The 22,868-nt window shown below is 71.1% G+C and carries 19 protein-coding genes; 11 read left to right on the top strand and 8 right to left on the bottom strand.

Annotation, left to right across the window (positions count from 1 at the left end):
- Positions 1 to 31: 31 nt before the first annotated feature.
- Complete coding sequence (locus tag ACWD38_RS07480) at positions 32 to 1,159, bottom strand: DUF5938 domain-containing protein (protein WP_184479848.1); 1,128 nt, start codon at positions 1,157 to 1,159, stop codon at positions 32 to 34.
- Positions 1,160 to 1,191: 32 nt separating this feature from the next.
- Positions 1,192 to 1,995, bottom strand: a complete 804-nt coding sequence (locus ACWD38_RS07475) for an SDR family NAD(P)-dependent oxidoreductase (protein ID WP_184479847.1) — start codon at positions 1,993 to 1,995, stop codon at positions 1,192 to 1,194.
- A gap of 127 nt (positions 1,996 to 2,122) precedes the next feature.
- Between ACWD38_RS07475 and ACWD38_RS07470 the strand changes: the two genes are divergently transcribed.
- The gene (locus ACWD38_RS07470; RefSeq protein WP_343071449.1) at positions 2,123 to 2,815 is read left to right on the top strand and encodes a TetR/AcrR family transcriptional regulator; all 693 of its coding nucleotides are present in this window, start codon (positions 2,123 to 2,125) and stop codon (positions 2,813 to 2,815) included.
- A 467-nt stretch (positions 2,816 to 3,282) separates the two neighbouring features.
- Positions 3,283 to 4,473: a beta-1,3-glucanase family protein gene (locus tag ACWD38_RS07465; RefSeq protein WP_184479846.1), complete on the top strand. Its 1,191-nt coding sequence runs from the start codon at positions 3,283 to 3,285 to the stop codon at positions 4,471 to 4,473.
- A gap of 221 nt (positions 4,474 to 4,694) precedes the next feature.
- Here the strand turns inward: ACWD38_RS07465 and ACWD38_RS07460 are convergent, their stop codons facing one another.
- Complete coding sequence (locus ACWD38_RS07460) at positions 4,695 to 5,174, bottom strand: CGNR zinc finger domain-containing protein (RefSeq protein WP_184479845.1); 480 nt, start codon at positions 5,172 to 5,174, stop codon at positions 4,695 to 4,697.
- Between the two features lie 96 nt (positions 5,175 to 5,270).
- Here ACWD38_RS07460 and ACWD38_RS07455 point away from each other — a divergent pair, with 96 nt between their 5' ends.
- Positions 5,271 to 6,188: an alpha/beta fold hydrolase gene (locus tag ACWD38_RS07455; RefSeq protein ID WP_450123596.1), complete on the top strand. Its 918-nt coding sequence runs from the start codon at positions 5,271 to 5,273 to the stop codon at positions 6,186 to 6,188.
- Here the strand turns inward: ACWD38_RS07455 and ACWD38_RS07450 are convergent.
- Together ACWD38_RS07450 and ACWD38_RS07445 are read right to left on the bottom strand one after the other, a co-directional pair.
- Positions 6,157 to 6,585: a carboxymuconolactone decarboxylase family protein gene (locus tag ACWD38_RS07450; protein WP_184479843.1), complete on the bottom strand. Its 429-nt coding sequence runs from the start codon at positions 6,583 to 6,585 to the stop codon at positions 6,157 to 6,159. The two genes, ACWD38_RS07455 and ACWD38_RS07450, sit on opposite strands and share 32 nt — an antisense overlap.
- Positions 6,582 to 7,046 (bottom strand): MerR family transcriptional regulator, encoded by a 465-nt coding sequence (locus ACWD38_RS07445; RefSeq protein ID WP_184479842.1) that lies wholly within the window; start codon positions 7,044 to 7,046, stop codon positions 6,582 to 6,584. Before ACWD38_RS07445 ends, ACWD38_RS07450 begins: the two co-directional genes overlap by 4 nt.
- Before the next feature lie 157 nt (positions 7,047 to 7,203).
- Between ACWD38_RS07445 and ACWD38_RS07440 the strand changes: the two genes are divergently transcribed.
- Positions 7,204 to 7,581: a PH domain-containing protein gene (locus ACWD38_RS07440; protein WP_184479841.1), complete on the top strand. Its 378-nt coding sequence runs from the start codon at positions 7,204 to 7,206 to the stop codon at positions 7,579 to 7,581.
- Between the two features lie 201 nt (positions 7,582 to 7,782).
- On the opposite strand, the gene ACWD38_RS07435 is transcribed toward ACWD38_RS07440, so the two are convergent.
- A complete protein-coding gene (locus ACWD38_RS07435) occupies positions 7,783 to 8,823 on the bottom strand; it encodes a C40 family peptidase (RefSeq protein ID WP_343071448.1) in 1,041 nt (346 codons plus the stop codon).
- 686 nt (positions 8,824 to 9,509) lie between these two features.
- Here ACWD38_RS07435 and ACWD38_RS07430 point away from each other — a divergent pair.
- Genes ACWD38_RS07430 through ACWD38_RS07410 form a run of 5 tightly spaced genes read left to right on the top strand, consistent with a single transcriptional unit; the run spans position 9,510 to position 16,537 of the window.
- On the top strand, positions 9,510 to 10,499 hold the full coding sequence (locus ACWD38_RS07430; RefSeq protein WP_184479840.1) for a hypothetical protein: 990 nt from the start codon (positions 9,510 to 9,512) through the stop codon (positions 10,497 to 10,499).
- Positions 10,496 to 12,853: a tetratricopeptide repeat protein gene (locus ACWD38_RS07425; protein ID WP_450123595.1), complete on the top strand. Its 2,358-nt coding sequence runs from the start codon at positions 10,496 to 10,498 to the stop codon at positions 12,851 to 12,853. Before ACWD38_RS07430 ends, ACWD38_RS07425 begins: the two co-directional genes overlap by 4 nt.
- A 2-nt stretch (positions 12,854 to 12,855) precedes the next feature.
- Positions 12,856 to 14,271, top strand: coding sequence for a VWA domain-containing protein (locus ACWD38_RS07420; RefSeq protein WP_450123594.1), 1,416 nt, complete (start codon positions 12,856 to 12,858; stop codon positions 14,269 to 14,271).
- The gene (locus ACWD38_RS07415) at positions 14,268 to 15,257 is read left to right on the top strand and encodes a hypothetical protein (protein ID WP_450123593.1); all 990 of its coding nucleotides are present in this window, start codon (positions 14,268 to 14,270) and stop codon (positions 15,255 to 15,257) included. Before ACWD38_RS07420 ends, ACWD38_RS07415 begins: the two co-directional genes overlap by 4 nt.
- Positions 15,254 to 16,537: an ABC transporter substrate-binding protein gene (locus ACWD38_RS07410; RefSeq protein ID WP_184479836.1), complete on the top strand. Its 1,284-nt coding sequence runs from the start codon at positions 15,254 to 15,256 to the stop codon at positions 16,535 to 16,537. Before ACWD38_RS07415 ends, ACWD38_RS07410 begins: the two co-directional genes overlap by 4 nt.
- 306 nt (positions 16,538 to 16,843) lie before the next feature.
- Here the strand turns inward: ACWD38_RS07410 and ACWD38_RS07405 are convergent, their stop codons facing one another.
- Both ACWD38_RS07405 and ACWD38_RS07400 read right to left on the bottom strand, forming a co-directional pair.
- Positions 16,844 to 18,007 carry an FAD-dependent monooxygenase gene (locus tag ACWD38_RS07405; RefSeq protein WP_184479835.1) on the bottom strand — a complete coding sequence of 388 codons (1,164 nt, stop codon included), beginning with the start codon at positions 18,005 to 18,007 and terminating at the stop codon, positions 16,844 to 16,846.
- Complete coding sequence (locus ACWD38_RS07400) at positions 18,004 to 18,474, bottom strand: hypothetical protein (protein ID WP_184479834.1); 471 nt, start codon at positions 18,472 to 18,474, stop codon at positions 18,004 to 18,006. Before ACWD38_RS07400 ends, ACWD38_RS07405 begins: the two co-directional genes overlap by 4 nt.
- Before the next feature lie 648 nt (positions 18,475 to 19,122).
- Between ACWD38_RS07400 and ACWD38_RS07395 the strand changes: the two genes are divergently transcribed.
- Entirely contained in the window at positions 19,123 to 21,396 is a 2,274-nt protein-coding gene (locus ACWD38_RS07395) for a cytochrome P450 (protein ID WP_450123592.1), read from the top strand.
- Between the two features lie 166 nt (positions 21,397 to 21,562).
- Positions 21,563 to 22,747, top strand: coding sequence for an acyl-CoA dehydrogenase (locus ACWD38_RS07390; protein ID WP_450123591.1), 1,185 nt, complete (start codon positions 21,563 to 21,565; stop codon positions 22,745 to 22,747).
- Positions 22,748 to 22,868 lie beyond the last annotated feature (121 nt).

Genomic DNA, 22,868 nt, shown 5'->3' with positions numbered 1-22,868 from the left:
CGCCGCGCACGGCGACCGGCGCACGCGCGCATCAGCGGTGGACTTCCAGGATCGGGTCGAGCACCAGGCCGAACGCGCGCAGCGTGCCCAGCAGCTCCCGGTGCCCGAAGGCCTGGCAGCTGGAGGCGAACCCGGCCTTGCGCGGCGGCTGCTGCAGCAGCGACGCGGCGGCGTGCACGTTGAGCAGCGCGGTCTGCTTGTAGTTGCAGTTGCCGTGGATCACGCAGTGCGCGCGCCCCAGCGGACCCGAGGCGTGCACCGAGTCGAGCGAGGTGTTGATGCGCGGGTTCTCCCGCGGCGGCATCTCGCTGCGGACCTGCGCGGAGGTCGCGTCGATGATCTTGAGCTTCTCCTCGGTGGAGAGCCCCTCCATCTGCTCCAGCGCGGCGTTGACGATCTGCGGCACGGCCGACATCAACGCCCTGTCGAACACGCCGCCCAGCGCACGGGCGTTGGCCACCCGCGGGTCGTTCTTGAACCACACCGGGTGCGACGTGCCGCCCCAGGGCAGCGCCAGCCCGAGCTCGTGCTGGCCGGGCACCACCACTTCGGCGGGCCAGCCGTCCGCCCGCCACTCCACGTACTCGTTCTGCTCCAGGTGGTAGGCCTTCGCGAACGCCGCGTTGAGCAGGATCGTGTTGGTGGAGGCGACGGTCGGGTGCCCCTTCCAGAACACCTCGATGTCGAGCGTGTCCAGGCCGGGCGTCTCCAGGCAGATGTTCGCCGCGATCTCGCCGATGGTGTACATCTGCGCCAGGCCCGGGGTGAGCAGCAGGCCCCGCGCGGCGAAGTCGGCGCCGTAGCGCGCTTCGGCGTCGATCATCCAGTTCTGCTCGCCGTTGGTGTCGGTGTAGTGCGCCCCGATGTCCAGGCAGGCCTGCGCGACCTCGTGGCCGTAGCGGGCGAACGGGCCGACGGTGTTGAGCACGACCGAGGCGCCGCGGAAGGTCTCCGCGAGCGCGGCGGCGGTGTGCTCGACCTCCACGACCTCGTGCTCGACGGTCTCGATGCCGGGCACCGCGTCGACGGCGTCCTTGACGCGCTGGTGGTTCCGGCCCGCCGCGAGGAAGGGGATGTTGTACTCGCGCAGGTATTCGCAGATCAGCCGTCCGGTGTACCCGGAGGCGCCGTAGACGACGACGCGCTTGTCAGTGGCCATGAATTCGTCCTCCAGTGCTGGTGGTGTCCTGGTCACATGCCCATGCCGCCATCGACCGGAAGCCCCGCTCCGGTGATGTACTTCGCGGCGTCGGAGGCCAGGAAGACCACGGCGTCGGCCATGTCGTCGACCTGCCCGAGCCGTCCTTGCGGGGTGAGCCCGACGACGGCTTCCGCCGCCGCCTGCGGGGAGGGGAACAGCCCGATCTCGGCGCAGTCGGCCGCGAGCTGGTTGCCCATGGTGGTGGGCGTCAGGCCCGGGTAGATCGAGTTGACGCGCACGCCGTAGCCGAGCTTCCCGGACTCGGCGGCGGCGACGCGGGTGAGCCGGTCGATCGCGGACTTCGTCGCCGAGTACAGCGAGATGCCGGGGAACGCGATCGTCGCGGCCACCGACGCGATGTTGACCACGGCACCGCCCGCGCCCGCCGCACCGCCCGGCCGCATGGCGCGGAAGCCGTGCTTGAGGCCGAGCGAGTTGCCGAGCACGTTGACGTCGAGCATCTTGCGCACGTCGGCCGGGTCGAGGTCGACGATCAGGCTGGTGATCTCCACCCCGGCGTTGTTCACCAGGATGTCCAGGCCGCCGATGGAGTCGACGGTCTGCTGGATCGCCGCGGCCCAGTTGTCGTCGTCGGTGACGTCGAGCGCGACGAACTCCGCGTCGGCGCCCGCGTCGCGCAGCGCTCGCGCCGTGTCCTTGCCGGCCTCTTCGAGCACGTCGCCGATGACGACCGCTGCTCCCGCCTTCGTCAGCGCTTCGGCGATTCCGGCGCCGAGGCCGCGCGCACCCCCTGTCACGAGGGCTCTTCTGCCGGTCAGGTCATAGCTGCTCATCCGGAATCTCCTCGTTGAGATCGCTGGTCAGCACGGTTGCCAAGATCTCCCGTGCGGCGCGGATCACACCGTATGCATCGGTTTGGACAGTCGTCAAGAATTTCTTGGACGACTGTCATGGACGGCGGTGGCGGTAGACTGCGGGCCGCAGCAGCACACCGCCGCCAGCCGACAGGACGAGCACGTGACCGAGGTCGCCGAGACGAAGCAGAAGCGGATCGCCCGCCGCCAGATCGACAAGTTCGAGGTGCGGCGGACCGAGCTCGCCGTAGCGACGCTGAACACCCTGGCCGACCTGGGGTACGCGCGGACGAGCCTGCGCGAGATCGCGCAGAATTCGGAGTTCTCCCACGGAGTCCTGCACTACTACTTCGCGGACAAGCAGGACCTGATCGTGCAAGCGGTCCGCCAGTACGAGGCCGTGTGCGTGACCCGGTACGACGAACTCGTCGCGAACGCGACGAGCGCGGACGAATTGCGCGACGGTTTCGTCGCCCGGTTCTTCGCGACGTTGAAGACCGACGCTCCGCTGCACCGGCTCTGGTACGACCTGCGCAACCAGAGCCTCTTCGACGAGTCGTTCCGCCAGGAAGTGGTGGAGATCGACCAGCGCCGCGAAGAGATGATCTGGCGGGTGATCATCCGCTGCGCCGAGTTGGCGGGCGTCGGGACCGCGATGTCGTCCGCGGTCGCCTACGCGATGATCGACGGGATCTTCCAGCGCGGTCTCAGTCACGCGTTGTCCGGACTGGACGACGAGGTCGCGCGGCTGGAAGCGGAGATGCCGGGCGTGCTCGCGCTGCTGCTCGCGCGGTCCTGACCCGCGGCGGGAAGGCCGCCGATCCTCCTTCGCGACCGTCCCCCGCCGACCTCTCGCCGTTCACGTTCACCTCGCTGTATCCGGACGGGCACTCCGCGTATTCGAGCAGTGGTCGCCGTCTTCATTCGGCGGCCCGATTGATCGCGGTGCACTGTGGTCACTTCGCGTGAGCAGCCTTAGGTGTGAGTTCGCGGACCGACTTTCGTCTTATCTTTCGTGAACACAGTGGACTGAGCTCGTCTTTCTTCGGAAAGGGCTCCCGTTTTCCCATTTCTGTGGCTGGATTTCGCCTGCTGCTTGCATTTCCCGGCTTGATGTGCGGTTGAGTTGATTGGTGTTTGGAGGTGGTGAATTCGGTCCTTTTGGGGGTATCAAGTGGCAGGTCTAGACCGGCAGACTCTCGGGATCGATCACGAAAGGGTCGGCCACCCCCCGGGCCGATCCTGTTGTCTCAGGAGGTATCCCCCATGGTTTCTCGCCGCCGGTTTCTCGGGTATTCCGCTGCCGCGTTGAGCACCCCGTTCTGGGTCCAGGCGATCAGCGCCCCGTTCGCGTCCGCCGCGCCCGAGAACCTGAAGTTCGTGCTGCAGAACAACTCCGGTGGTCCCGCGACCGCGTACATCGCCGGCTTCTCGGACGCCGAGAAGAAGGCCGTGTTCATCACGAAGGACGGCACCCCGTACTTCCCGGAGGCGAGTGGTCCCGAGCCGACCCCGGTCGGCGAGGAAGCCGCCATCCCGGTTGACGGCAGCGTCGAGGTCACCGTCCCGCGGATGTACGGCGCGCGGGTCTACTTCTCCCTCAACGACACGCTGGAATTCCAGGTCGTGCAGGACGGCGACGGTGCCACCTCCGTCGTGCACCCGAACTTCGTGTCCGAAGAGGACCCGAACTACGGCAAGGACTGGACGTTCGCGGAGTTCACCCTCAACTCCGAGCAGCTCTACGCCAACATCAGCTACGTCGACTTCGTCGCCGCGCCCATCGCGCTGCACCTGAAGGCGGCCAGCGGTGACCAGGAAGTCCCCGGCATGCCCACCGGTGCGCTCGACGGCGTCGCCGAGGGCCTGCGCGCCCAGGGCGGCAACTGGGCCAACCTGGTGCAGGAGGCCGACGGCCGGGTCGTGCGGGTGCTCAACCCGAACCACCGCGCCGCCGACTTCGAGGGCTACCTCGAGCCCTACGTGGACGAGGTCTACGCCAAGTACGCGGGTGAGTCGATCTTCGTCGACACCCAGCGCGACGACCTCGGCGTCATCGAGGGCAAGGTCGAGGGCGACGCGTTCGTCTTCGGTTCGGAGCGCTTCGAGAAGCCGTCCTCCGTGGACATCTGGGGTTGCAACAGCGGTCCGTTCGCCAACAACCCGGAGAGCGACTCGCAGGAGCGCCTGGCGATCGTGCCGCGCCTGGCGGCGGCGTTCAACCGCACCACGCTGCTGATCAACCCGAACCAGCCGCAGGACGAGGACCCGGCGACCTTCTACCAGAACGAGATCACCAACCACTACGCCCGCGTGGTGCACGAGAACCTGCCCGACGGCAAGGGCTACGCGTTCGCCTACGACGACGTCAGCTCGAACGCGGGCGAGGACCACAGCGGCAAGGTCAACGCCGGTGACCCCGACGTGTTCACCCTGACGCTCGGCGCCATGCGCTGATCTCGCTCGAAGCAGTCGGCGGCCGATCCACGCGAGGCGTGGGTCGGCCGCCGCTTCGCGTCGTGCCCCGCCGCGCATCGGCGTCGGTGTGCGGCGGGATCGCGTTCACACGGTCGAGTCCACTGAGGGCTCCCGTTGCGGGGCGGCTGCGGGCGGCAGAACGACCGAGGCCACGCCGAGCAGCGCGAGGACGCCCGCCGTCGTGACGATCCGGTTTCCGGTCACCGGGTGCGCTCGTAGTGGCGGCGCGCCTTCTCGCGGTTGCCGCAGGTGGCCATCGAGCACCAGCGAGCGCGGTTGGCGCGGCTGCGGTCGAGCAGGAACAGCCGGCAATCGCCGTTGGCGCAGGGGCGCAACCTGCCGGGCAGGCGCTGCTCGGCGTCGGCCCAGGCGAGCACCGCCGCCACCGCGAGCCGGGCGTGCGGGGGCGTCTCGACCGTCCACCGCAGGCCCTCGGGGGTGATCTCCGGTACCTGGTGGACCCCGTCGAGCAGCGGGCGCAGCGCTTCGGGCGAGGCCGTCGCGCACACCACGTCCCGCAGTGCGTCCCGCGCCTCGCGCAGCAGCGCCAGTTCCGCGAGCGTCCCGTCGCCTCCGTGCTCCCGTGCCCAGCGCCTGCCGGAGTCCGGGTCGCCGAGCTCGTCCTGTTCCACGCCGTTGATCAGTGGCCTGCTGTTGAGCAGGTCGAGCAGTGTGTCCACGAGCCTCCTCTAACCTGTTCGATCGTTTTGACAGGTTAGCTCATGTCGTGCTTGCATGACGGAGATAACCAGATAAAGAGCATGAAGGGGTTAGAAATGAACTCGGTGCAACACCGGACCGCCCTCGTCGACGGCCACGAGATCTTCTACCGCGAAGCCGGCCCGGCCGACGCTCCCGCGATCGTCCTGCTGCACGGCTACCCGACGAGCTCGTTCATGTTCCGCGAGCTCATCCCGCTGTTGGCTCGGGACCACCACGTCATCGCCCCGGACCACCTCGGCTTCGGCCGCTCCGCCACCCCCGCGGCCGAGGAGTTCGACTACACCTTCGACGCGCTCGCCCGGATCACCTCCGGGCTGCTCGACCGGCTGGGGCTGGAGCGATACGCCCTCTACGTCCAGGACTACGGCGCACCCATCGGGTGGCGGCTCGCGCTGGAGCACCCCGAGCGGATCACCGCGCTGGTCACCCAGAACGGCAACGGCTACGAGGACGGGTTCGTCGAGTCGTTCTGGAACGACGTCTGGGCGTACGCGGCGAACCCCGGCCCCGGCACGGAACCGCCGGTGCGCGCGGCGCTGGGCATCGACGCCGTCCGCTGGCAGTACCTGCACGGCGTGCCCGACCCGAGCGTGGTCAGTCCCGACACCTGGGAGCACGACGTCGCCCTCCTCTCCCGCGAGGGCAACGACGAGATCCAGCTGGCGCTGTTCCGCGACTACCCGAACAACCGGCCGCTCTACCCGCTGCTGCACGAATTCCTGCGCACCAGCGGGGTTCCGGTGCTCGCGGTGTGGGGCCGCAACGACGAGATCTTCGGCCCGGACGGCGCCCGCGCCTTCGCCCGCGACGCCGCGGATGCGGAGGTGCACCTGATCGACGGCGGACATTTCCTGCTGGAGAGCCACTTGGACGTCGTGGCGGGGTACCTCCGCGGTTTCCTCGGCAGGGTCCTGGGCCGTGGTCACGGGACGGAGCGGATCAGCTCGCGGGCGGGTCGTCCCGCTCGGTGAAGACCTCGCGGGCGGTGAAGGTCGCGTTCAGGGCTCGGGGGAAGCCGCAGTACACGGCGGCGTGCAGGAGCGCTTCGGTGATCTCCTCGCGGCTGATGCCCACGTTGAGGGCGGCGCCGAGGTGGACCCTGAGCTGCGGTTGGCATCCCCCCAGCGCGGTCAGGACGCCGAGGGTGACCAGCTGGCGGCTGCGGGCGTCGAGGCCGGGCCGGTCATAGATGTCTCCGAAGGCGAACGCGGCGACGTGGTGTGCGAGGGCAGGGTTGATGTCGGCGAGCGAGTCGATGACGGCCTCGCCCTGCTGCCCGTCGATCTCGGACAGGACCGATTGCCCGTGACGGCGGCGGGCGAGGTTGCCGGGACTGTTGATGTCGTGCTGCGAGGCGGGATTCGTCATAGCTGGTGCACTTCCTGGTAGGTAGCGATCTTGTACTCGGTGGTGGCGAGGGCGAGCTGCAGTTGGGCGATCTGGGCCCGCACGGTGTCGCGGTGCTCCAGCAACATGTCCATGCGCTCGGACACGGTGTCCTGGTCGGCGTCGACGAGGCCGATGTAGTGGCGCAGGTCGCTGATCGGCATGCCCGAGGTGCGCATCCGGGTCAGGAACACCAGCCTGCGCACCGCGGGCGCGTCGTAGCGGCGGTGACCGGCTGCATCACGGGCGACGTGAACCAGGCCGATGCGTTCGTAGTACCGCAGTGTGTGGGGATTCACCCCGAGGTGCTTGGCCGTTGTGGCGATGTCCCACTCGGTCGCGTCGTCATCCCGCGCGAGCTCACGCAGAGCCTCGATCGAGACCCCACCGGGCGGATCCACCGCCAGGCGCAGGGCCTGACGCAGTGCCTCGTCTTGTTCCATCCCGGCCGACGGTAGAGGTGTGAGCGCACTCGAACGCAAGGACGCGATCGAGCCGCGTCCCCACTCAGCGCACCTGCCGAGGTGCCGGATCACGGCTCCCCGGGGCGGGGCTTCGGTACCGTGATCTCCAGGAGCGCAGATCGGCAGGGGAGTGGGAATGGCCTTATTCGGCGGCATGATGGGCAACGCGTCGAGCATCGATCCGCGTGCGGCGGCCAAGGAGTTCGGGCGCCTGCTGGCGCAGGGGGAAGTCGTCCACGCCGCGTACCAGTTGATCCGGGACTCGTTCATCTTCACCGACCGGCGCCTGATCCTCGTCGACAAGCAGGGGATGACCGGTCGCAAGATCGAGTACCACTCGATCCCGTACCGCAGCATCACCCACTTCTCCGTCGAGACCGCGGGAACCTTCGACCTCGACGCGGAGCTGAAGATCTGGCTCTCCGGCGCTGTCGAGCCGATCGTGAAGCAGTTCGGCAAGGGCGTCGACGTCTACGAGGTGCAGGCCCTCATGAGCACCTACGCCGCGGGCTGACGCCGGCGAAATCGCTGTCCTCGCGAGAAGAATCCGCCGGAGGTCGTTCTGCTCTGCCTGGTCGCTGCTCAGCGGCTTCGCTGCTCAGCGGCTTCGCCGCTGACAGGACAAAGATCGAACGATCACCCTGCGCGGATTCCTCGGGGGCGGCGGAGCGTTCCGCGTTCCGCTGCTCGGGGGCCGTCGACCCGGCGGGCCGGGTCAGCCTGCGAAGCGGCGGACGCTGTTGACCTGGCCCATGTACTCGACCTCTTCGACGGTGACGTCCTGGCCCTCGGTCGGGGCGTGCACGATCTTGCCGTTGCCGATGTAGATGCCGTTGTGGCTGCCCGAGCTGTAGAAGAAGATCACGTCGCCGGGCTTCATCTCGCTCTGGGAGACCTTCTTGCCCTCCGAGATCTGCGACTGCGTCGAGCTCGGCAGCGACACCCCGGCCTGGCGGAAGGACCACGCGACGAGTCCGGAGCAGTCGAACTGCTGCGGCCCCTTGGCCCCGAACACGTACGGGGAGCCCTGCTTGCTCAGCGCGGCGTTGACGGCCTCGATCGCGGTGCCGGAACCGAGCAGCGAGCCGACCGAGCTGCCGCCGGACATCGATTCCTGCTCCTGCTCGCTCAGGCTGTCGTACTGCTCCTTGACCTTCGCGACCTGGGCGTCCATCGCGTCCTTCTTGCCCGCGATCTCCCCTTCGATGCGAGCGGCCTCCGCCGCCGCGGTCTCCGCGCGCCCGCGCGCGTCCTGGGCCTGGCGTTCGGCGCCTTCCGCGCGGTGGGTCGCCCCGGCCAGCGCCTTGACGGCGTCGTTGTTGTCCTTGGCCAGCACGTCCAGCGCCGAGGACCGGTCCAGGAAGTCGTCCGGCGACTCGCTGACCAGCAGCGCGGAGAGCTTGTTCAGCCGAGCGCCCTGGTAGGACGCGTGCACCAGCCGGTCGACCCCGCTGCGGAACCGCTGCTCATCGGCACGGGCCTGGCCGGCGACCCGGCCGGCCTGGTCGCTGTCGGCGTTCGCCTGGTCCAGCTCGCCCCGCCGCTTGGCGTGGTCGTCCTGCGCCTTCTTGTACGTCTCCGTGAGTTCCTCGGCCTGGCGCCCCAGCTCCTTGAGTTGCTTCTGGGCGTCCGACGCGTTGCCCGGCGGCTGCGCGACGGCCGGTGGAGCGGACACGCCGACGGCGGTGGCGACCACCGTGGCCGCGAGGGCTCCGCCCATCGAACGCTTCAACTTGGACGACGACGCTGAACGCACACAACTCCTTTTGCCGCTGACACCGGCACATCGGCCCGCGAAGGGCCGAGGCTCGGATGAACGATCGCCTCGACGAGGCCGCCCACCGATTCGGTGCGATTCGCGGAGCCCCCTGCCGGATGGCTGATCACCGCGAAACCGCGGCACAGGCTACGCACCACGCGAGCACGCGGTCCACCAGTGCGGAGTGGCATTCCGCACAACGCTTTCGCGGCGCTGTGATCAGCGATTTCCGTTGCCGTTACAGGACTTGCGGCCGTGCGCCGATTACCGCGCGGATTCGGTGGCGACGTTGTGCGATCAGTTGTGCGCACGCGGGAACCGAGGTCGATCTTCGGGACTCCCCGATACGGTCGCTGCGGCTGAGTGGTGCTCTTCGAAAGCGGCCGGGGGAATTCGGCGTCGATATCGGAGGAGCTCCGCAGCCCGCATTGCGGCGGATTCTCCCCGTGCCCGGCGTAATTCCGGCCCGGCCGGACGAGGGGCCGATCGGGGAGTGGGCGTCGCTCGTTCGGCCGCGTCCGAGGCGGGTCCGGTGATCGAACACCGCCCCGATCGGCCGCTGCGTTGATCGGATCAGGTGATGCGGCCGCGCGGCCCAGCGCGGCGCGGCGCAACCAGCGGTGATCATCCGTGCACTCGGAGTATCGTTCGAAGCGATCTCCGATGAAGGGGTGAAGCGCGACGTGGGGGAGCGACGGACGCCGGAGACGGGTGCGCGGCCCGCGGAGGCGGTGCGCAACCAGGTCCGGGGCGAGGCCGGGAACGTGGTGCAGGCGGGCCGCGTCGCGGGCGACGTGCACGTGCACCGCGACGTCTACCTGTTCGTCACCGGCGGGTTCGGCGTGCTGCGCGACGGAAACCCGGTGCGCGAACGGCCGCTGAACATGGCCGGACGCACGTCGAGCGACGCGCGGGCGGAGATCGGCGACGCCCTCGATCGGGTGCGGTCGGACTCCGAGCCCCGACCGCCGAAGCCCGAAACGCCCCCACTGGATGAGGCCGAACCGCGCACCCTCGTCCTGGACGGCATCGACGAGGCGTCCGAACCGGAGCGGGTGCTGCGCGAAGTGCTCGCGCCCGTGGCGAACAGCGGCATCCGCCTGGTGCTGGGGTTCCGCAGCGGTTCCTCCGCCGCGCTGCGGGTGGCGCGGGAGCTGTGGCCGGAGCAGGACGCGGACCCGGAGGTCTTCCGGGCCCGGCTGGACCTGCTGGCGCGGGCCGTCGACGAACTCGCGCAGCGGGAGAACGCGCTGCACCGCCACCGCGCGCACGTCGCGGGCAGGATCGCCGGGGCGCCCGCGGTCCCGGACCGCGCCATCGCGCTGCGGCTCGTGGTCACCGGGTTGCGGACGGACGACCCGGGCATGGCGCCGGAGGCGCGGGCGCGGCGGCTCGCCCGAGCCGAAGCCGACGTGGCGGAGACCTCGCGCCTGCTGCGGGAGCGGCGCGGCGAACTGGACTCCCTGCTGGAGCGGCGCGACGACCTGCGCGGGCTGCTGGAGGCCTACCGGGCGCAGGCGATCGACCACGGCTTCGTGGAGGACGTCGGGCTGGACGAGCCGTACCGGCGCTCGCACGACGCGTTGTGGCGGGGACCCTGCGATCTGGACGCGGCCGGAGAACTCGTGCGCGGCTACGGAACGGCCGTGCGCGCGCGGATCGGTCCGGCATGACCGCCCCCTGCGACCGGCCGGGATGCGGCGGAACCGTGGTGGCGACCGGGTTCTGCGATCGCTGCGGTCGCCGCCCTTCGCCCGCCGCCCCGCCGACCCGGGCGGAACGAGCGGAACGAGCGGAACGAGCGGAACGAGCGGTCGCGCCGAGCTCCGCGAGCGGGCCGCGCGAGAGCGACGGCGGCGCGTGGGTCAGCGGTGATCTGCTGTCGCTGCCGGTGTTCGAGCTGCCGGACCCGTCGAGCCTGGTGCTGGCGAACGCGGAAGTGCCGGAGGCGAGCCGGGTCTGCGCCGAGTGCGGCCATCCCGTCGCGCGGACCTACGAGGGACAGCCGCCGCTGCTGGACGGAGTCTGCGGGCAGTGCGGTGCGCGGTACTCGTACTCGCTGAAGCTCGTGGCGGGGGATCTGCTCGCCGACCGCTACGAAGTGGTCGGGCCGTTGCAGCGCGGCGGGCTCGGCTGGGTCTACCTCGCCAAGGCGCGCAACCTGGACGACACCTACGTGGTCCTCAAAGGACTGATCAACAGCCGGGACCGGCGGGCCCGCGAGCTGGTGGCCAACGAGCGCACCGCGCTGACCAGGCTGGACCACCCGAACATCGTGCGCATCTACGACTTCGTGCAGCATCCCGACCCGGTCTCCGGCGAGCCCGTCGACTACCTGGTGATGGAGCACGTCGGCGGCCCGTCACTCGCGCAGCTCAAGAACGATCCGGCGGCGCGGGCCCGGCACGGCGAGCTGCGGGTGGAGCACGTCATCGCCTACGGGCTGGAGATCCTGGCGGCGCTGGAGCACCTGCACGCCGCGGGGTTGCTGTACTGCGACATGAAACCGGGCAACGTCATCCGCAGCACCAACCGGCTGAAGGTGATCGACCTGGGCGCGGTGCGCGGGATCGACGACCAGGAGGGTCTCGTCGTCGGCACCCGCGGCTACCAGGTGTCCGACGAGGAACGCGAGCTGCACGGGTTGACGATCCGCTCCGACCTGCACACGGTCGGGCGGACCTTGGAGACCTTGTTCCACGTGACGGAGGAGTCCTGGTCGCCGGGCACGCGGCGGCAGGCGGCCGGTGCCGGTCGGAACGGGAGCTCGGAGACCGCACCGGGTGAGGCCGAGCCGGGTCCGGTCGAGGAGCCGGATTCCGGCGACGCCTGCGGGGTGGCGTCCTTCCGCCGCGTGCTCGCCCGCGCCACCGGGCCGTTCGAACAGCGGTTCACCACGGCCGCGGACATGGGCGAGCAGCTGCGCGGTGTGCTGCGGGAGATCCTCGCGCTGCGCGGGATGTCGTTGCGCCCCAGCCCGTCCCGGCTGTTCGAGGACCCGCTCGCGCTGCTCGACAACGGGCTCGGCTCGATCCCGCCGCTGCGGCGGTGGACCGGTGCGCGCACGCTCGCCCAGCTGGCGGTGGAACTCGACGACGGCAGGCCCTCGCCCGCCGGAGCCGCCGCCGCGCTGCCCGCGCCGCTGGTGCGCGCCGACGACCCGGAGGCCGGCTACCTCGCCGCGCTGGTCACCACCGATGCTCGCGAACTGCTCGCCGCACTCGACGCGTCCGAGCGCGAGTCCCCCGAGATCCACCTGCGAGCCTGCCGCGCGCTGATCCGGCTCGGCGAGCCCGACGCGGCGGAATCCCGCCTGGCGGCGGCCGAGCAGGCCGATCAGCACGCGCCGGACTGGCGGCCCGCGCACTTCCGCGGCCTGCTGGCGCTCGCCAGGGAAGACGTGCCCGCGGCCCGGCGGGAGTTCACCGCGGTGCGCGACGCACTGCCGGGCGAGCTGGTTCCCAAGCTGGCGCTGGCGTTCTGCGCCGAGCACGAGGGCGACGCGACCGAGGCGCGGGCCGCGTACGAGGCCGCGTGGCCGCAGGACCGCCGGACCGCGACCGCCGCGTTCGGCCTCGCCCGGCTGGCGCTCGCCGACGGCGCGCGCGACCGCGCGGTGGAGGCGTTGGACGACGTGCCGCCGGAATGCCGCCACGCGCAGGAGTCCCGGGTGGCCGCGTTCCGGGTGCGGGCCGGTCGCCTCCGCGGCGGGGAGCCGCCCGGCGTCGACGACCTCGCCGACGCGGTGCGCCGGTTGGACGCGCTGTCGCTGGACGGCGGTGAGCCGGACGGCGCGGGCCGGGCCCGGCTGACCGCGTCGCTGCGGGAGGTCGCGCTCGCCCGAGCCGGTCGGGAACCGGTGCGGCTGCCCGCCGGTGCCGTGCTCGGCGCGAACCCGGACGTCCGCTCGTTGCGCGCGCTGCTGGAGAACTCGATCCGCAGGCTCGCCGGGCAGGCCGGGCGAGCGGACGCGCACGCGGCGCTGGTCGACCTGGCCAACGGCGTGCGGCCGAGGACGTGGTGGTGACGGTGGCGGAGCGGGGGGATGCGATGGGGGCCGCGGTGCACTTGCGGCTGAGCCAGCAGAAGTATCTGTCCACATCGGACTCGCGGATGCACGCGGTGCTCACCGTCGCGGCCGGTGAGCTCGGCCCGGCGAGGGATTCCGCGGAGGTGCTGCTGGTGGACTGCTCCGGTTCGATGAGCACGCCGCCCACCAAGATCACCGAAGCGCGCCGGGCCGCGATCGGCGCGCTCGACGCGCTGCCCGACGGGGTGCTGTTCGCCGTGGTGCAGGGCACCGACCGCGCCCGGATGGCGTATCCGCGCAGCCCCGAACTGGCCCGGATGGACGCGCGGACCCGCGACGAGGCCACCGCGGCGGTGTCCCGGCTGTACGCGGGCGGCGGCACGGCGATGGGCGGCTGGCTCAAGCTGGCCGATCGGCTGCTGGCCGGGCACGTCGGCGCGGTCCGGCACGCGCTGCTGCTCACCGACGGCCACAACGAGGGCGAGAGCGTCGCGGTGCTGGACCGCGCGCTGCGCGAGTGCGCCGGGCACTTCGTCTGCGACGCGAGGGGGATCGGGCAGGACTGGCGCCCGGACGAGCTGCGCCGCATCGCGTCGGCGCTGCGCGGCGGAGCCGATTCGGTGCGCGTCGAAGCGGAACTGGCCGACGACTTCCGGCGGCTGGTCCGGGCGGCGATGGCGAAGGTGCTGCCGGACCTGCTGATCCGGGTCACCGCGCTGCCCGGTTCGCGGCTGCGCTTCGTCAAGCAGGCGTTCCCGGCCGAGCTGGAGCTCCAGCCGACGTCCCGCGGCGAGCGCATCGCCGAGTTCCGCACCGGCGCCTGGGCGTCGGGGGAGGTCCGCGAGTACCACCTGGCAGTGGAACTGCGCCACGACGGGGAACCGATGGCCGAGGACCTGCAGATCGCGGTGGTGCAGGCGGTGCGCGCGGACGACGGCGGCGAAGCGGGCCCGCCGGTGCCGGTGCTGGTGCACTGGACCGACGATCCGCAGCGGTCGAGCCACGTCGACCCGCTGGTGGCGCACTACACCGGTCAGGCCGACCTGAACGCGGCCGTGCTCGCCGGGTGCGACGCGTTCGACCGCGGCGACGCCGAGGGCGCGCGGCGGCACTGGGCGCGGGCGGTGGTGCTGGCCCACGGCTCCGGCAACGAGGACGTGCTGGCCCGGCTGCGGCGGCTGGTGCAGATCCGCGACGCCGCGGGCGGCGTGGTCGCGGTGCGCCCGGACCTGCGGCGGGTGGACTTCCTCAACGCCGCCGTCGGATCCAACATCTCCACCCGAGGCCCGCGGCGCGCGGAGTCGCCCGCCGCGGCGGGCCCGCAACGGCGGTGCCCCGAGTGCGATCGCCGCAACCCCGGCGACGCGCGGTTCTGCGAGTGCGGGCACCGGTTCGGCACCGGGAGCGGGCGATGACGGCGTCCACGACGATGCGCGACCTGCGCCGCTGGCGGACCGCGCTGCTGGTGCTGATCGGGCTCACGGCGGTGTTCTCCGCGTGGTCGTTCCACCGCGTGCACACCGCGCTGCCCGCGGCCGGGGAAGTGCTCGCCGCGCGGGAAGCGCTGGTCGACGCGCACCGGGGAGCGGTGGAGGGCATCCGCTCCGGCGAGGTGCTGCTGTCCGGGCCCGGCGAGGAGTACCGCACCCAGCTGGCCATCGCGCAGCGGCACCTCACCGAGGTCGCCCAGACCGGGCTGCCGGACGTCGATCCGTCCCGGCTGGAGGTCGCGCAGGGCCTGCTCGCCTCCTACGGCGCGGAGATGGACCTCGCCGCCACCGGTTTCCGGGAGGACCAGGCTTCCCCGCTGGGCACCACGTACCTGTGGAACGCGACGCTGCTGCTGGACCGGCCGGGCGAGGGAGTGCTGTTCCAGCTCGACGTGCTGCGCGCCGAATACCTGCGGGCCGCCGAGGCTCGGGTGGTGACGATCGTGCTGTGGCTGGTGCCCGCGGTGCTGCTGCTGGTGCTGCTGGTGGTCGTGCAGGTGCAGCTGGCGCGGCGGTTCCGGCGGGTGCTGAACCCGCCGCTGGTGCTGGCCACGGCGTGCGCGGCCGGACTCGCCGAGCTCGCCTCCCGAATCCTGGTCACGCGGGCCCGCCTGGAACCGCTGGCCGAGCAGTGGACGAACCGGACCTGGTACGACGACCTCGGCTACCGGGACGCGGTGCTGGGCGTGCTCACCGAGCAGTGCCCGCACGATCTCGCCGCCTGCGGGGTCACAGTGCAGCGCTGGGCGGCGCGGTTCCCCGGCCCCGTCGACACCGGGGCCGGCGCGGTGGAGGTGGGAGCGGACGCCGCGCTGCTGTGGGCGATCCCGGTGCTGGCGGTGGCCGCGGCGCTGCTGGTGCAGCTCGGTCTCGCCGCCCGCATCGACGAGTACGGATACCGGTCGCGATGAGGCGAACAGCGCGCGCGGCGGTCTGCTGCTCGGTCCTGGTGGTGCTGCTGGCCGTGCTCGGCGGATGCCGGATTCCCGGCACGGCGGGCAGCGTGACCGTGCTCGGCCCGTGGACCGGCCGGGAGCAGGCCGAGTTCACCAGGGCGCTCGACGAGTTCACCGCGCAGACCGGTATCCGGGTGGACTTCCAGGGAACCCGCGCGTTGGGGGAGGTGCTGTCGTCGGGATTGCGCGACGGCACGCCGCCGGACGTGGCGGTGCTGCCCAGCATCGGCGACCTGCCGCGCTACGGCGACCGGCTCGAACCGCTCGACGACGTGCTGGATCGCGGCTGGACCGCGGAGCACAGCCGCCAGTGGCAGGACCTGGCGCGCGTCGGCGGCGGACCGATCCGCGCGGTCCCGGTGCACGTGAACCTCAAGAGCATGATCTGGTTCCCGCCCGGTGTCCCGCCGCCGAGCGACGCGGCGGAACTCGACGAGCTGAGCCGATCGCTGCGCGAGTCGGGCATGGCGCCGTGGTGCGTGGGCATGTCCGCCTCCGCCACCTCCGGCTGGCCCGGCACGGACTGGATCGAGGACCTGCTGCTGCGGCAGTCCGGGCCGGAGGTCTACCGCCAGTGGATCGCCGGTGAGCTGCCGTGGACCTCCCCGCAGGTCCGGCAGGCGTGGGAGACCTGGCAGCGGTTCGCCGGCTCCGGCCAGGTGCGCGGTGGGCGGATCGCCGCGCTGCTCACGGAATTCCAGGACGCGTCCCGCCCGATGTCCGCCGACCCGCCGCAATGCCTGCTGGAGCACCAGGGTTCTTTCATGGCCGGTGTGCACGCGGCGCGCGGCGAACCGGAGGCGGACTTCGCCCGATTCCCCGGTTTCACGCCGGAACACCCCGACTCCGCCGGGACCTGGGAGGTGTCGGCCGACGTGGCCGGGATGTTCCGCGACACCCCGCAGGCCCGCGAGCTGATCCGGTTCCTGGTTTCCCGGCGGGCGCAGGAGATCTGGGCGGCAGGGGAGGCCTTCTCGGCGAACTCCGCGGTGCCCGCCGATGCCTACCGCACGCCGTCCGGGCGCCGCATCGCCGCCGTGCTCACCGACGGCCGGGACCGGTTGTGCCTGGACGGTTCCGACCTGATGCCGTCACCGATGCGGGACGCCTTCCAGCGCGCGGTGCTGGAGCACCTCAGCGACCCGACCCGCTTGGACGCGCTGCTGCACGCCCTAGACCGGATCCGCGCACAACTACCGAAGCACCAGTTCACCGACCGCGCCTGCGGAGGCTGACCGGCACCGATTCCGCTCCTCTTGGGGGCCGCTTCAGCATGATCTTCTGATCGTTGTCCTGTCTTTGATCTCGACGCTCCAGGTGAGCGACGCCGGTGATCTTTGTCTTGTCAGCGGCGAAGCCGCTGAGCAGTGACCAGCTTGAGCAGGCCGACCACCGGCGGGTTCTCAGCGGCCTTCTCGCGAGGACAGCGATTTACCGTGCATGGCATACATCAGAAATCGATCCCGCAGCGAGAAGGCCGCTGAGGTTCCGCTGAGCGACCGGCTACGCAGGTCGTTCCCTGAAAGGACCCGAAAGGGACCTCACAGTCGTCCGGAGCCTACGTAGGTGCGGGCGAACCGCTCAGCCTCCGGCGTCGGGCGGCTGAGGCGGTGGGCCCGAGCTCGGCGGGTGCGGAGTTCGGCCGCCGGGTCCGCCGCGTCCGGCGGGAGGTGGAGCAGCTGCAACAGGTCTTCGGAGAACCTGAGCGCGTCGCGCGCCTGGGTCCGCCTCCGGTCCGGGTACCCGACCAGAGCCGTCGCGTCGTGGTCCCGGTACAACCGCACGAGCGAGTCGGCGAGGTCCGCGGCGTCGGCTATGGCGAGGTTCATGCCCTTCGCGCCGGACGGGGTCAGGACGTGCGCCGCGTCCCCGGCGAGGAAGGCCCGCTTGTGCCGGGAGGTTCGCGCGATGCTGCTGCGCATCCGCAGCACGCCCGGTTCGCCGATGTCGACGATGCCGGAGTCGTCGCCGAGCCGGACCTCGAGCTCGTCGCGCAGTCGCGCGGCGGACCAGCTCGCCACGTCCTCGTCGGCGGGGACCTCCAGGTACAGGCGCCCTTGCCGGCCCGCTCTCGGCATCATGCCCGCGAAGCCGCGTTCGTGGACGGCGTAGCGGATTCCTCCGACGGGTGCGGTGAGGTCGGCGAGCATCGTCAGCCAGTCGTACGGGTAGCGGCGCTGGACGCCGGAATTGCCCGGGAACGAGCGGGACACGACGCCGCGCGCGCCGTCGCACCCCACCACGCGGTCGGCGTCCACTTCGAACTCCGCGCAGCGGACCCGCGCCCGCGTCGCGGACGTGAGGTCGACGTCTTGCACGGCGCTGTCGAACAGCGGGGTGCGGTCGGCGTCGTCGAGCGCGGCGAGCAGGTCGCGCAGCAGCAGCTGCTGGGGGTAGACGCAGTGGTGATCGCCCCCGGAGCGCGCCGCGTAGTCGAGCCGGATCCGTTCGCCGGAGACCACGACGTCGCACCAGCCGTGCCAGGTGCCGTCGGTGAGCAGCCGGTCGGCGAGCCCCCACCGCCGCAGGTATTCCACGACCCGGTGTTCCACCAGTCCCGCGCGGGCCTGGTCGCGCACCTGTTCGCGGGAGCGCCGCTCGATGACGAGGGCGTCGATCCCGGCCCGGTGCAGGACGTTCGCGAGCACCAGTCCGGCCGGGCCCGCGCCGACGATGGCGACCGTGGTGCGCAGCACGCGGCTCATCGGACCGCCTCCTGCGAGGCGGGGATGATCTCGGGGTTGAACAGTTCGCTGATGGCCACGGCCGGGACGTCGTGGTGCCAGAGCAGGTAGGTCTTGAACGCGGCGGGCCGCACCGGCGTGCCGTCCCAGTCGCGCAGGCCCACGTCGAGCACGGTGCGCCGGAATCCGGTTCCGGCGGCGTGCAACGCGGAGCCGAGCAGCGTCGCCGGGTCGGTGAGGCATGCGGCGCCGGGGAGGTCGGTGCGCGCCACCACGTGGTTGACCGACACCGTCCGGTCGTCGTCGACGACCAGCGTCGAGCGCCGGACCACGAGCTCGTCGTCCGGCCCCAGGCCCAGCAGGCCCGCGGCCCCGGACGGTGCGGAGCGGGCGGCGACCGCGGCGTGGGCGGCGCGGTGCAGGCGCACTCGGCGTCCGGTGCAGGACTCCAGCAGGGTCGTGGTCAGCCCGTCGCTGCTGAGCAGCATTCTCGTGATCGGTGAGGAGAACTTCGCCGTGTCGGATGGAACCGCCGAGGTGCGGCGGATGCGGAAAGGGCTCTCGGTCGTGCCCGGAGCTGCGTCGTCCAGAAGTTTCATGTACCTGAGTCGGGGTGTGCGGACGTGGTCTCGCTGCGCCCGGAGCGTTTTTCCGGCCGCCCGCGTTCGATCACGATCCGGATGTGCGGAGATGGCGTTTCGAGACATTAGCATGCTTATGAAGAGTCGAGTAGCGCCTATTTAAATTAGCGCTGAGCTGCGAAAACGTAGCGGAATCGGACTTCTGGAATCTTTTCTAGCGAGATGTCCTAATTTGTTCACAATTCGCGGGTTCAATCGGGCGGTGATCGCGTCTGTTCGGTGCAGTGAATGTTGGTTCCGCCGGTCCAGTGGAATGCATTTCCGCAGGATGTTGCGCGCGAATTGTGATTTCGCAGGCAAGGAAGACTCTCCCTGGATTTGAATTCCGAAAGCAGTTTCGCCGTGAGATTCTTCGAGGGCGGAGGAGCGGCCTCCGCGCGTCCCGATCGGCTTCGCCGGGCTTGGCCGCTCCCGCGGGCCGCACTAGCCTTCGAGGAGTGCGATGACGGATCCGAAGCGCGCACGGGTCACCGGCGCGGAATTCCGGAGGCGACCATGAGCGCAGGATCGTGCCCCGTCGCCCGCTCGGTCTCGGCCGGCGCGGCGGCGTTCGACCCGTTCGGCGAGCGGTACCAGGCCGATCCGCCGGCTTCGCTGCGCTGGTCGCGCGACGAGGAACCGGTCTTCTACAGTCCCGAGATCGGCTATTGGGTGATCACCCGCTACGCCGACGTGCGGGCGGTGTTCCGGGACAACGTGCTGTTCTCGCCGTCGATCGCGTTGGAGAAGATCACCCCGGTCTCGGCGGCGGCCACCCGCAAGCTCGCCGAACACGGCTACGCCATGGACCGCACGCTGGTCAACGAGGACGAGCCCGCCCACCAGCCGCGGCGCAGGGCGCTCATGGGCTCCTTCGCGCCCGAGGCGCTGGCGGAGCACGAGCCGATGGTGCGCGAGCTCGCCCGCGAGTACGTCGACCGGTTCGTCGACGCGGGCGAAGCGGACCTCGTCGACGAGATGTTCTGGGAGGTCACCCTCACCGTCGCGCTGCACTTCCTGGGCGTGCCGGAGGAGGACGTGCCGACGCTGCGGAAGTACTCGATCGCCCACACCGTCAACACCTGGGGGCGCCCGTCACCGGAGCAGCAGGTGGAGGTGGCGGACGCGGTCGGACACTTCTGGCGGTACGCGGGCGAAGTCCTGGCGAAGCTGCGGGCGGACCCGTCCGGGCCGGGCTGGATGCCGTGCAGCATCCGGTTGCAGCAGCAGATGCCCGAGACCATCACGGATTCCTACCTGCACTCGATGATGATGGCCGGGATCGTCGCCGCGCACGAGACGACGGCCAACGCCGCGGCCAACGCGGTGAAGTCGTTGCTGGAGAACCGTTCCGCGTGGGACGAGTTGTGCGCGGACCCGTCGCTCATCTCCAACGCCGTCGAGGAATGCCTGCGGCACAACGGATCGGTCGCCGCCTGGCGGCGCGTGGCGACCGCCGACGCGGAGATCGGGGGCGTGTCGATCCCGCGCGGCGCGAAGCTGCTCATCGTCAACTCCTCGGCCAACCACGACGAACGCCACTTCGACGACCCGGACGGCTTCGACATCCGGCGCGACAACGCCGCGGACCACCTGACCTTCGGCTACGGCAGCCACCAGTGCCTGGGCAAGAACCTCGCCCGGATGGAACTGCAGGTGTTCCTGGAAGAGCTCACCAAGCGGCTCCCGCACCTGGAGCGGGTGCCCGGCCGGGAGCTGACGTACCTGCCCAACACGTCCTTCCGCGGGCCGGAGCACCTGTGGGTGCGCTGGGACCCGGCGGCCAACCCGGAGCGCCGCGACCTCGGACTGCTCGGCCGCGAGCACCCGGTGCGCATCGGGGAACCGGTCCGCCGCGCCCTCGCGCGAACCGTGACGGTCGACGCCGTCGAGCCGGTCGCCGACGGCGTCGTCTCGGTGACGCTGGCCGGTTCCGGGTTGCCGCGCTGGACACCCGGCTCGCACATCGACGTCGAGCTGGGGGAGCTGTCGCGGCAGTACTCGCTGTGCGGTGACCCCGCCGACCCGGACCGGTACCGGATCGCCGTGCTGCGCGAACCCGGGAGCAGGGGCGGGTCGCGATTCGTGCACGACCGGCTCGAAGCAGGGCAGGTGCTGCGGATCCGGGGGCCGCGCAACCACTTCCGGCTCGACCCGGACGCCGGCGGTCACGTGTTCGTGGCCGGTGGCATCGGCATCACCCCGATCATCGCGATGGCCGACCAGGTCCGCGCCGCCGGTGGTACCTACGAGATCCACTACTGCGGGCGCGGCGAAACGACGATGGCGTTCCTCGACCGGCTCCGCGAAGACCACGGCGACGCGTTGACGGTGCACGCGCGCGGCGACCGGCTCGACGTCGCGGCGCTGCTCGCCGAACCCGTGCCGGGCGGGCAGGTCTACGCGTGCGGACCGCGAGGGCTGCTCGACGCGATCGAGGAGTCGATGCGGCACTGGCCGGCGGATTCCCTGCACGTCGAGCACTTCGGTGCGGTGGAGGCACTCCTCGACCCCGCCCGCGAGCACGCGTTCGACGTCGAACTCGCCGACTCCGGCGGTACCGTCGCCGTCCCCGCCGACGGGACGCTGCTGTCCGCGCTGCGCGCGGCCGGTGTCGACGTGCCCAGCGACTGCGAGGAGGGCCTGTGCGGTTCCTGCGAGGTCGCGGTGCTCGACGGCGCGATCGACCACCGCGACCGGGTGCTGACCAAGGCCGAGCGCGCCGCCGGTCGCAGCATGATGACCTGCTGCTCGCGGGCGTGCGGCTCCACGTTGCGGCTCGGCCTCTGAGCGGATTCCCCTAGTCTTAGTCCACTGTGGACTGACGAGATCCGCGCGGTCGTCGTCGAAACGCGGTGCGAATTCGCCGTTCTGCCTGCACGCCGCGTTCCCGCCTCCTAGCCTGGCCCGAGGCGCACCGCAGCGACCGGACCACCTCTGCGCGGGAGGGACGAGCATGGCCGAGGCCGGGATCAACGTCAGCGACGAGTACGCACCGCTCATGCGGCGGCTGGACGCCATCGCCCCGCTGCTGGACGAGAACGCCGAACGGTCCGAGGAACTGGGCCGCCTCACCGACGTGGTCGTCGAGGCGCTGCGCGACACCGGTGTCTTCCGGGTCTGCATCCCCCGCGAACTGGGCGGCTACGAGTTCGCGCCGCACCAGATCATCGACTCCGTAGCCCGCCTCGCGCACGCCGACTCCACCGCGAGCTGGTCGGTGATGGCCCTGCAGATGGTGACCGGGACGACCGCCGCGTACCTCGGCGCGGAGGCGGCGCGCGACCTGTTCCCCGACGTGAGCAACGGCGACCACGCGTTGATCGCGGGCCAGGGGACCAAACCCGGCACCGCCGTGCGGGTCGACGGGGGCTACCGCATCACGGGCCGCTGGCACTTCGCCTCGGGACTGCCGCTGGCCGACCACGTCCACACCGCCGCGCAGTGCGAGCAGACCGGTGCGGCGCTCATCTGCACCCTGCCGAAAGACCAGGTGGAGCAGATCGACGACTGGGACGTGATGGGGCTGCGCGCGACCAGCAGCATCGACTACCGCTGCGCGGACGTCTTCGTGCCCGGCTCCCACGTCTACGAGGCGGCCACCACGGACAACCCGCACGGTGGCGCCCTCTACCGCGCGGGATTGGTGAACATGTCCTCCCTCTTCCACGCCGGTTGGGCGCTCGGCGTGGGCCGCCGCATGCTCGACGAGATGAAGGTGCTGGCCGCCGAGAAGACCGGCAAGCCCCACGCCGCCGTGGACACCGGCCAGTTCCACGCCGAATACGCCGAGGCGGAGAGCGCGTTGCGGTCGGCGCGCGCCTGGGTCCACGAGGTCTGGGCGGACAACGCGGCCACCCTGGTCCGCGGCGAACTCCTCACCGCCGAACAGGACACCCTGACCCGGTTGGCGTTGAACAACGCCACCTGGTCGGCGCAATCCGTCGGGCAGACCGTCTACAAGTGGGCCGCCACGGCGGCGTTGCGCCGCGGAGCGCTGCAGCGGTTCTTCCGCGACCTGCACGCCGGTACCCAGCACATCACCTCGGGACCGGTGGTCCTGCAGAACTGCGGCAAGTCCCTCAGCGGCTTGGCACCCGGCTCCACCTGGACATTCCTAACCCTCCACGAAAACCCCTGACGGCCTTGTCGCTGTTCTCGGCCTGGGCAGGGGTCGGGTGGCGGAACCTCAGTCGTCTTCTCGCTGCGGGATCTTTTTTTCGGTGTGGTGCCCCCCGCGGGGGAAGGGTTGCGCGCGCGCA

The organism is Saccharopolyspora sp. NPDC002578 (assembly GCF_053592695.1).
This window is presented reverse-complemented; position numbering and strand designations above follow the sequence as displayed.

Bases quoted from the DNA above. Each gene is read 5' to 3' on its own strand.
- ACWD38_RS07480 (WP_184479848.1), bottom strand. From the start codon at position 1,159: ATGGCCACTGACAAGCGCGTCGTCGTCTACGGCGCCTCCGGGTACACC.
- ACWD38_RS07475 (WP_184479847.1), bottom strand. From the start codon at position 1,995: ATGAGCAGCTATGACCTGACCGGCAGAAGAGCCCTCGTGACAGGGGGT.
- ACWD38_RS07465 (WP_184479846.1), top strand. From the start codon at position 3,283: ATGGTTTCTCGCCGCCGGTTTCTCGGGTATTCCGCTGCCGCGTTGAGC.
- ACWD38_RS07455 (WP_450123596.1), top strand. From the start codon at position 5,271: ATGAACTCGGTGCAACACCGGACCGCCCTCGTCGACGGCCACGAGATC.
- ACWD38_RS07450 (WP_184479843.1), bottom strand. From the start codon at position 6,585: ATGACGAATCCCGCCTCGCAGCACGACATCAACAGTCCCGGCAACCTC.
- ACWD38_RS07445 (WP_184479842.1), bottom strand. From the start codon at position 7,046: ATGGAACAAGACGAGGCACTGCGTCAGGCCCTGCGCCTGGCGGTGGAT.
- ACWD38_RS07440 (WP_184479841.1), top strand. From the start codon at position 7,204: ATGGCCTTATTCGGCGGCATGATGGGCAACGCGTCGAGCATCGATCCG.
- ACWD38_RS07425 (WP_450123595.1), top strand. From the start codon at position 10,496: ATGACCGCCCCCTGCGACCGGCCGGGATGCGGCGGAACCGTGGTGGCG.
- ACWD38_RS07415 (WP_450123593.1), top strand. From the start codon at position 14,268: ATGACGGCGTCCACGACGATGCGCGACCTGCGCCGCTGGCGGACCGCG.
- ACWD38_RS07410 (WP_184479836.1), top strand. From the start codon at position 15,254: ATGAGGCGAACAGCGCGCGCGGCGGTCTGCTGCTCGGTCCTGGTGGTG.
- ACWD38_RS07405 (WP_184479835.1), bottom strand. From the start codon at position 18,007: ATGAGCCGCGTGCTGCGCACCACGGTCGCCATCGTCGGCGCGGGCCCG.
- ACWD38_RS07400 (WP_184479834.1), bottom strand. From the start codon at position 18,474: ATGCTGCTCAGCAGCGACGGGCTGACCACGACCCTGCTGGAGTCCTGC.
- ACWD38_RS07395 (WP_450123592.1), top strand. From the start codon at position 19,123: ATGAGCGCAGGATCGTGCCCCGTCGCCCGCTCGGTCTCGGCCGGCGCG.
- ACWD38_RS07390 (WP_450123591.1), top strand. From the start codon at position 21,563: ATGGCCGAGGCCGGGATCAACGTCAGCGACGAGTACGCACCGCTCATG.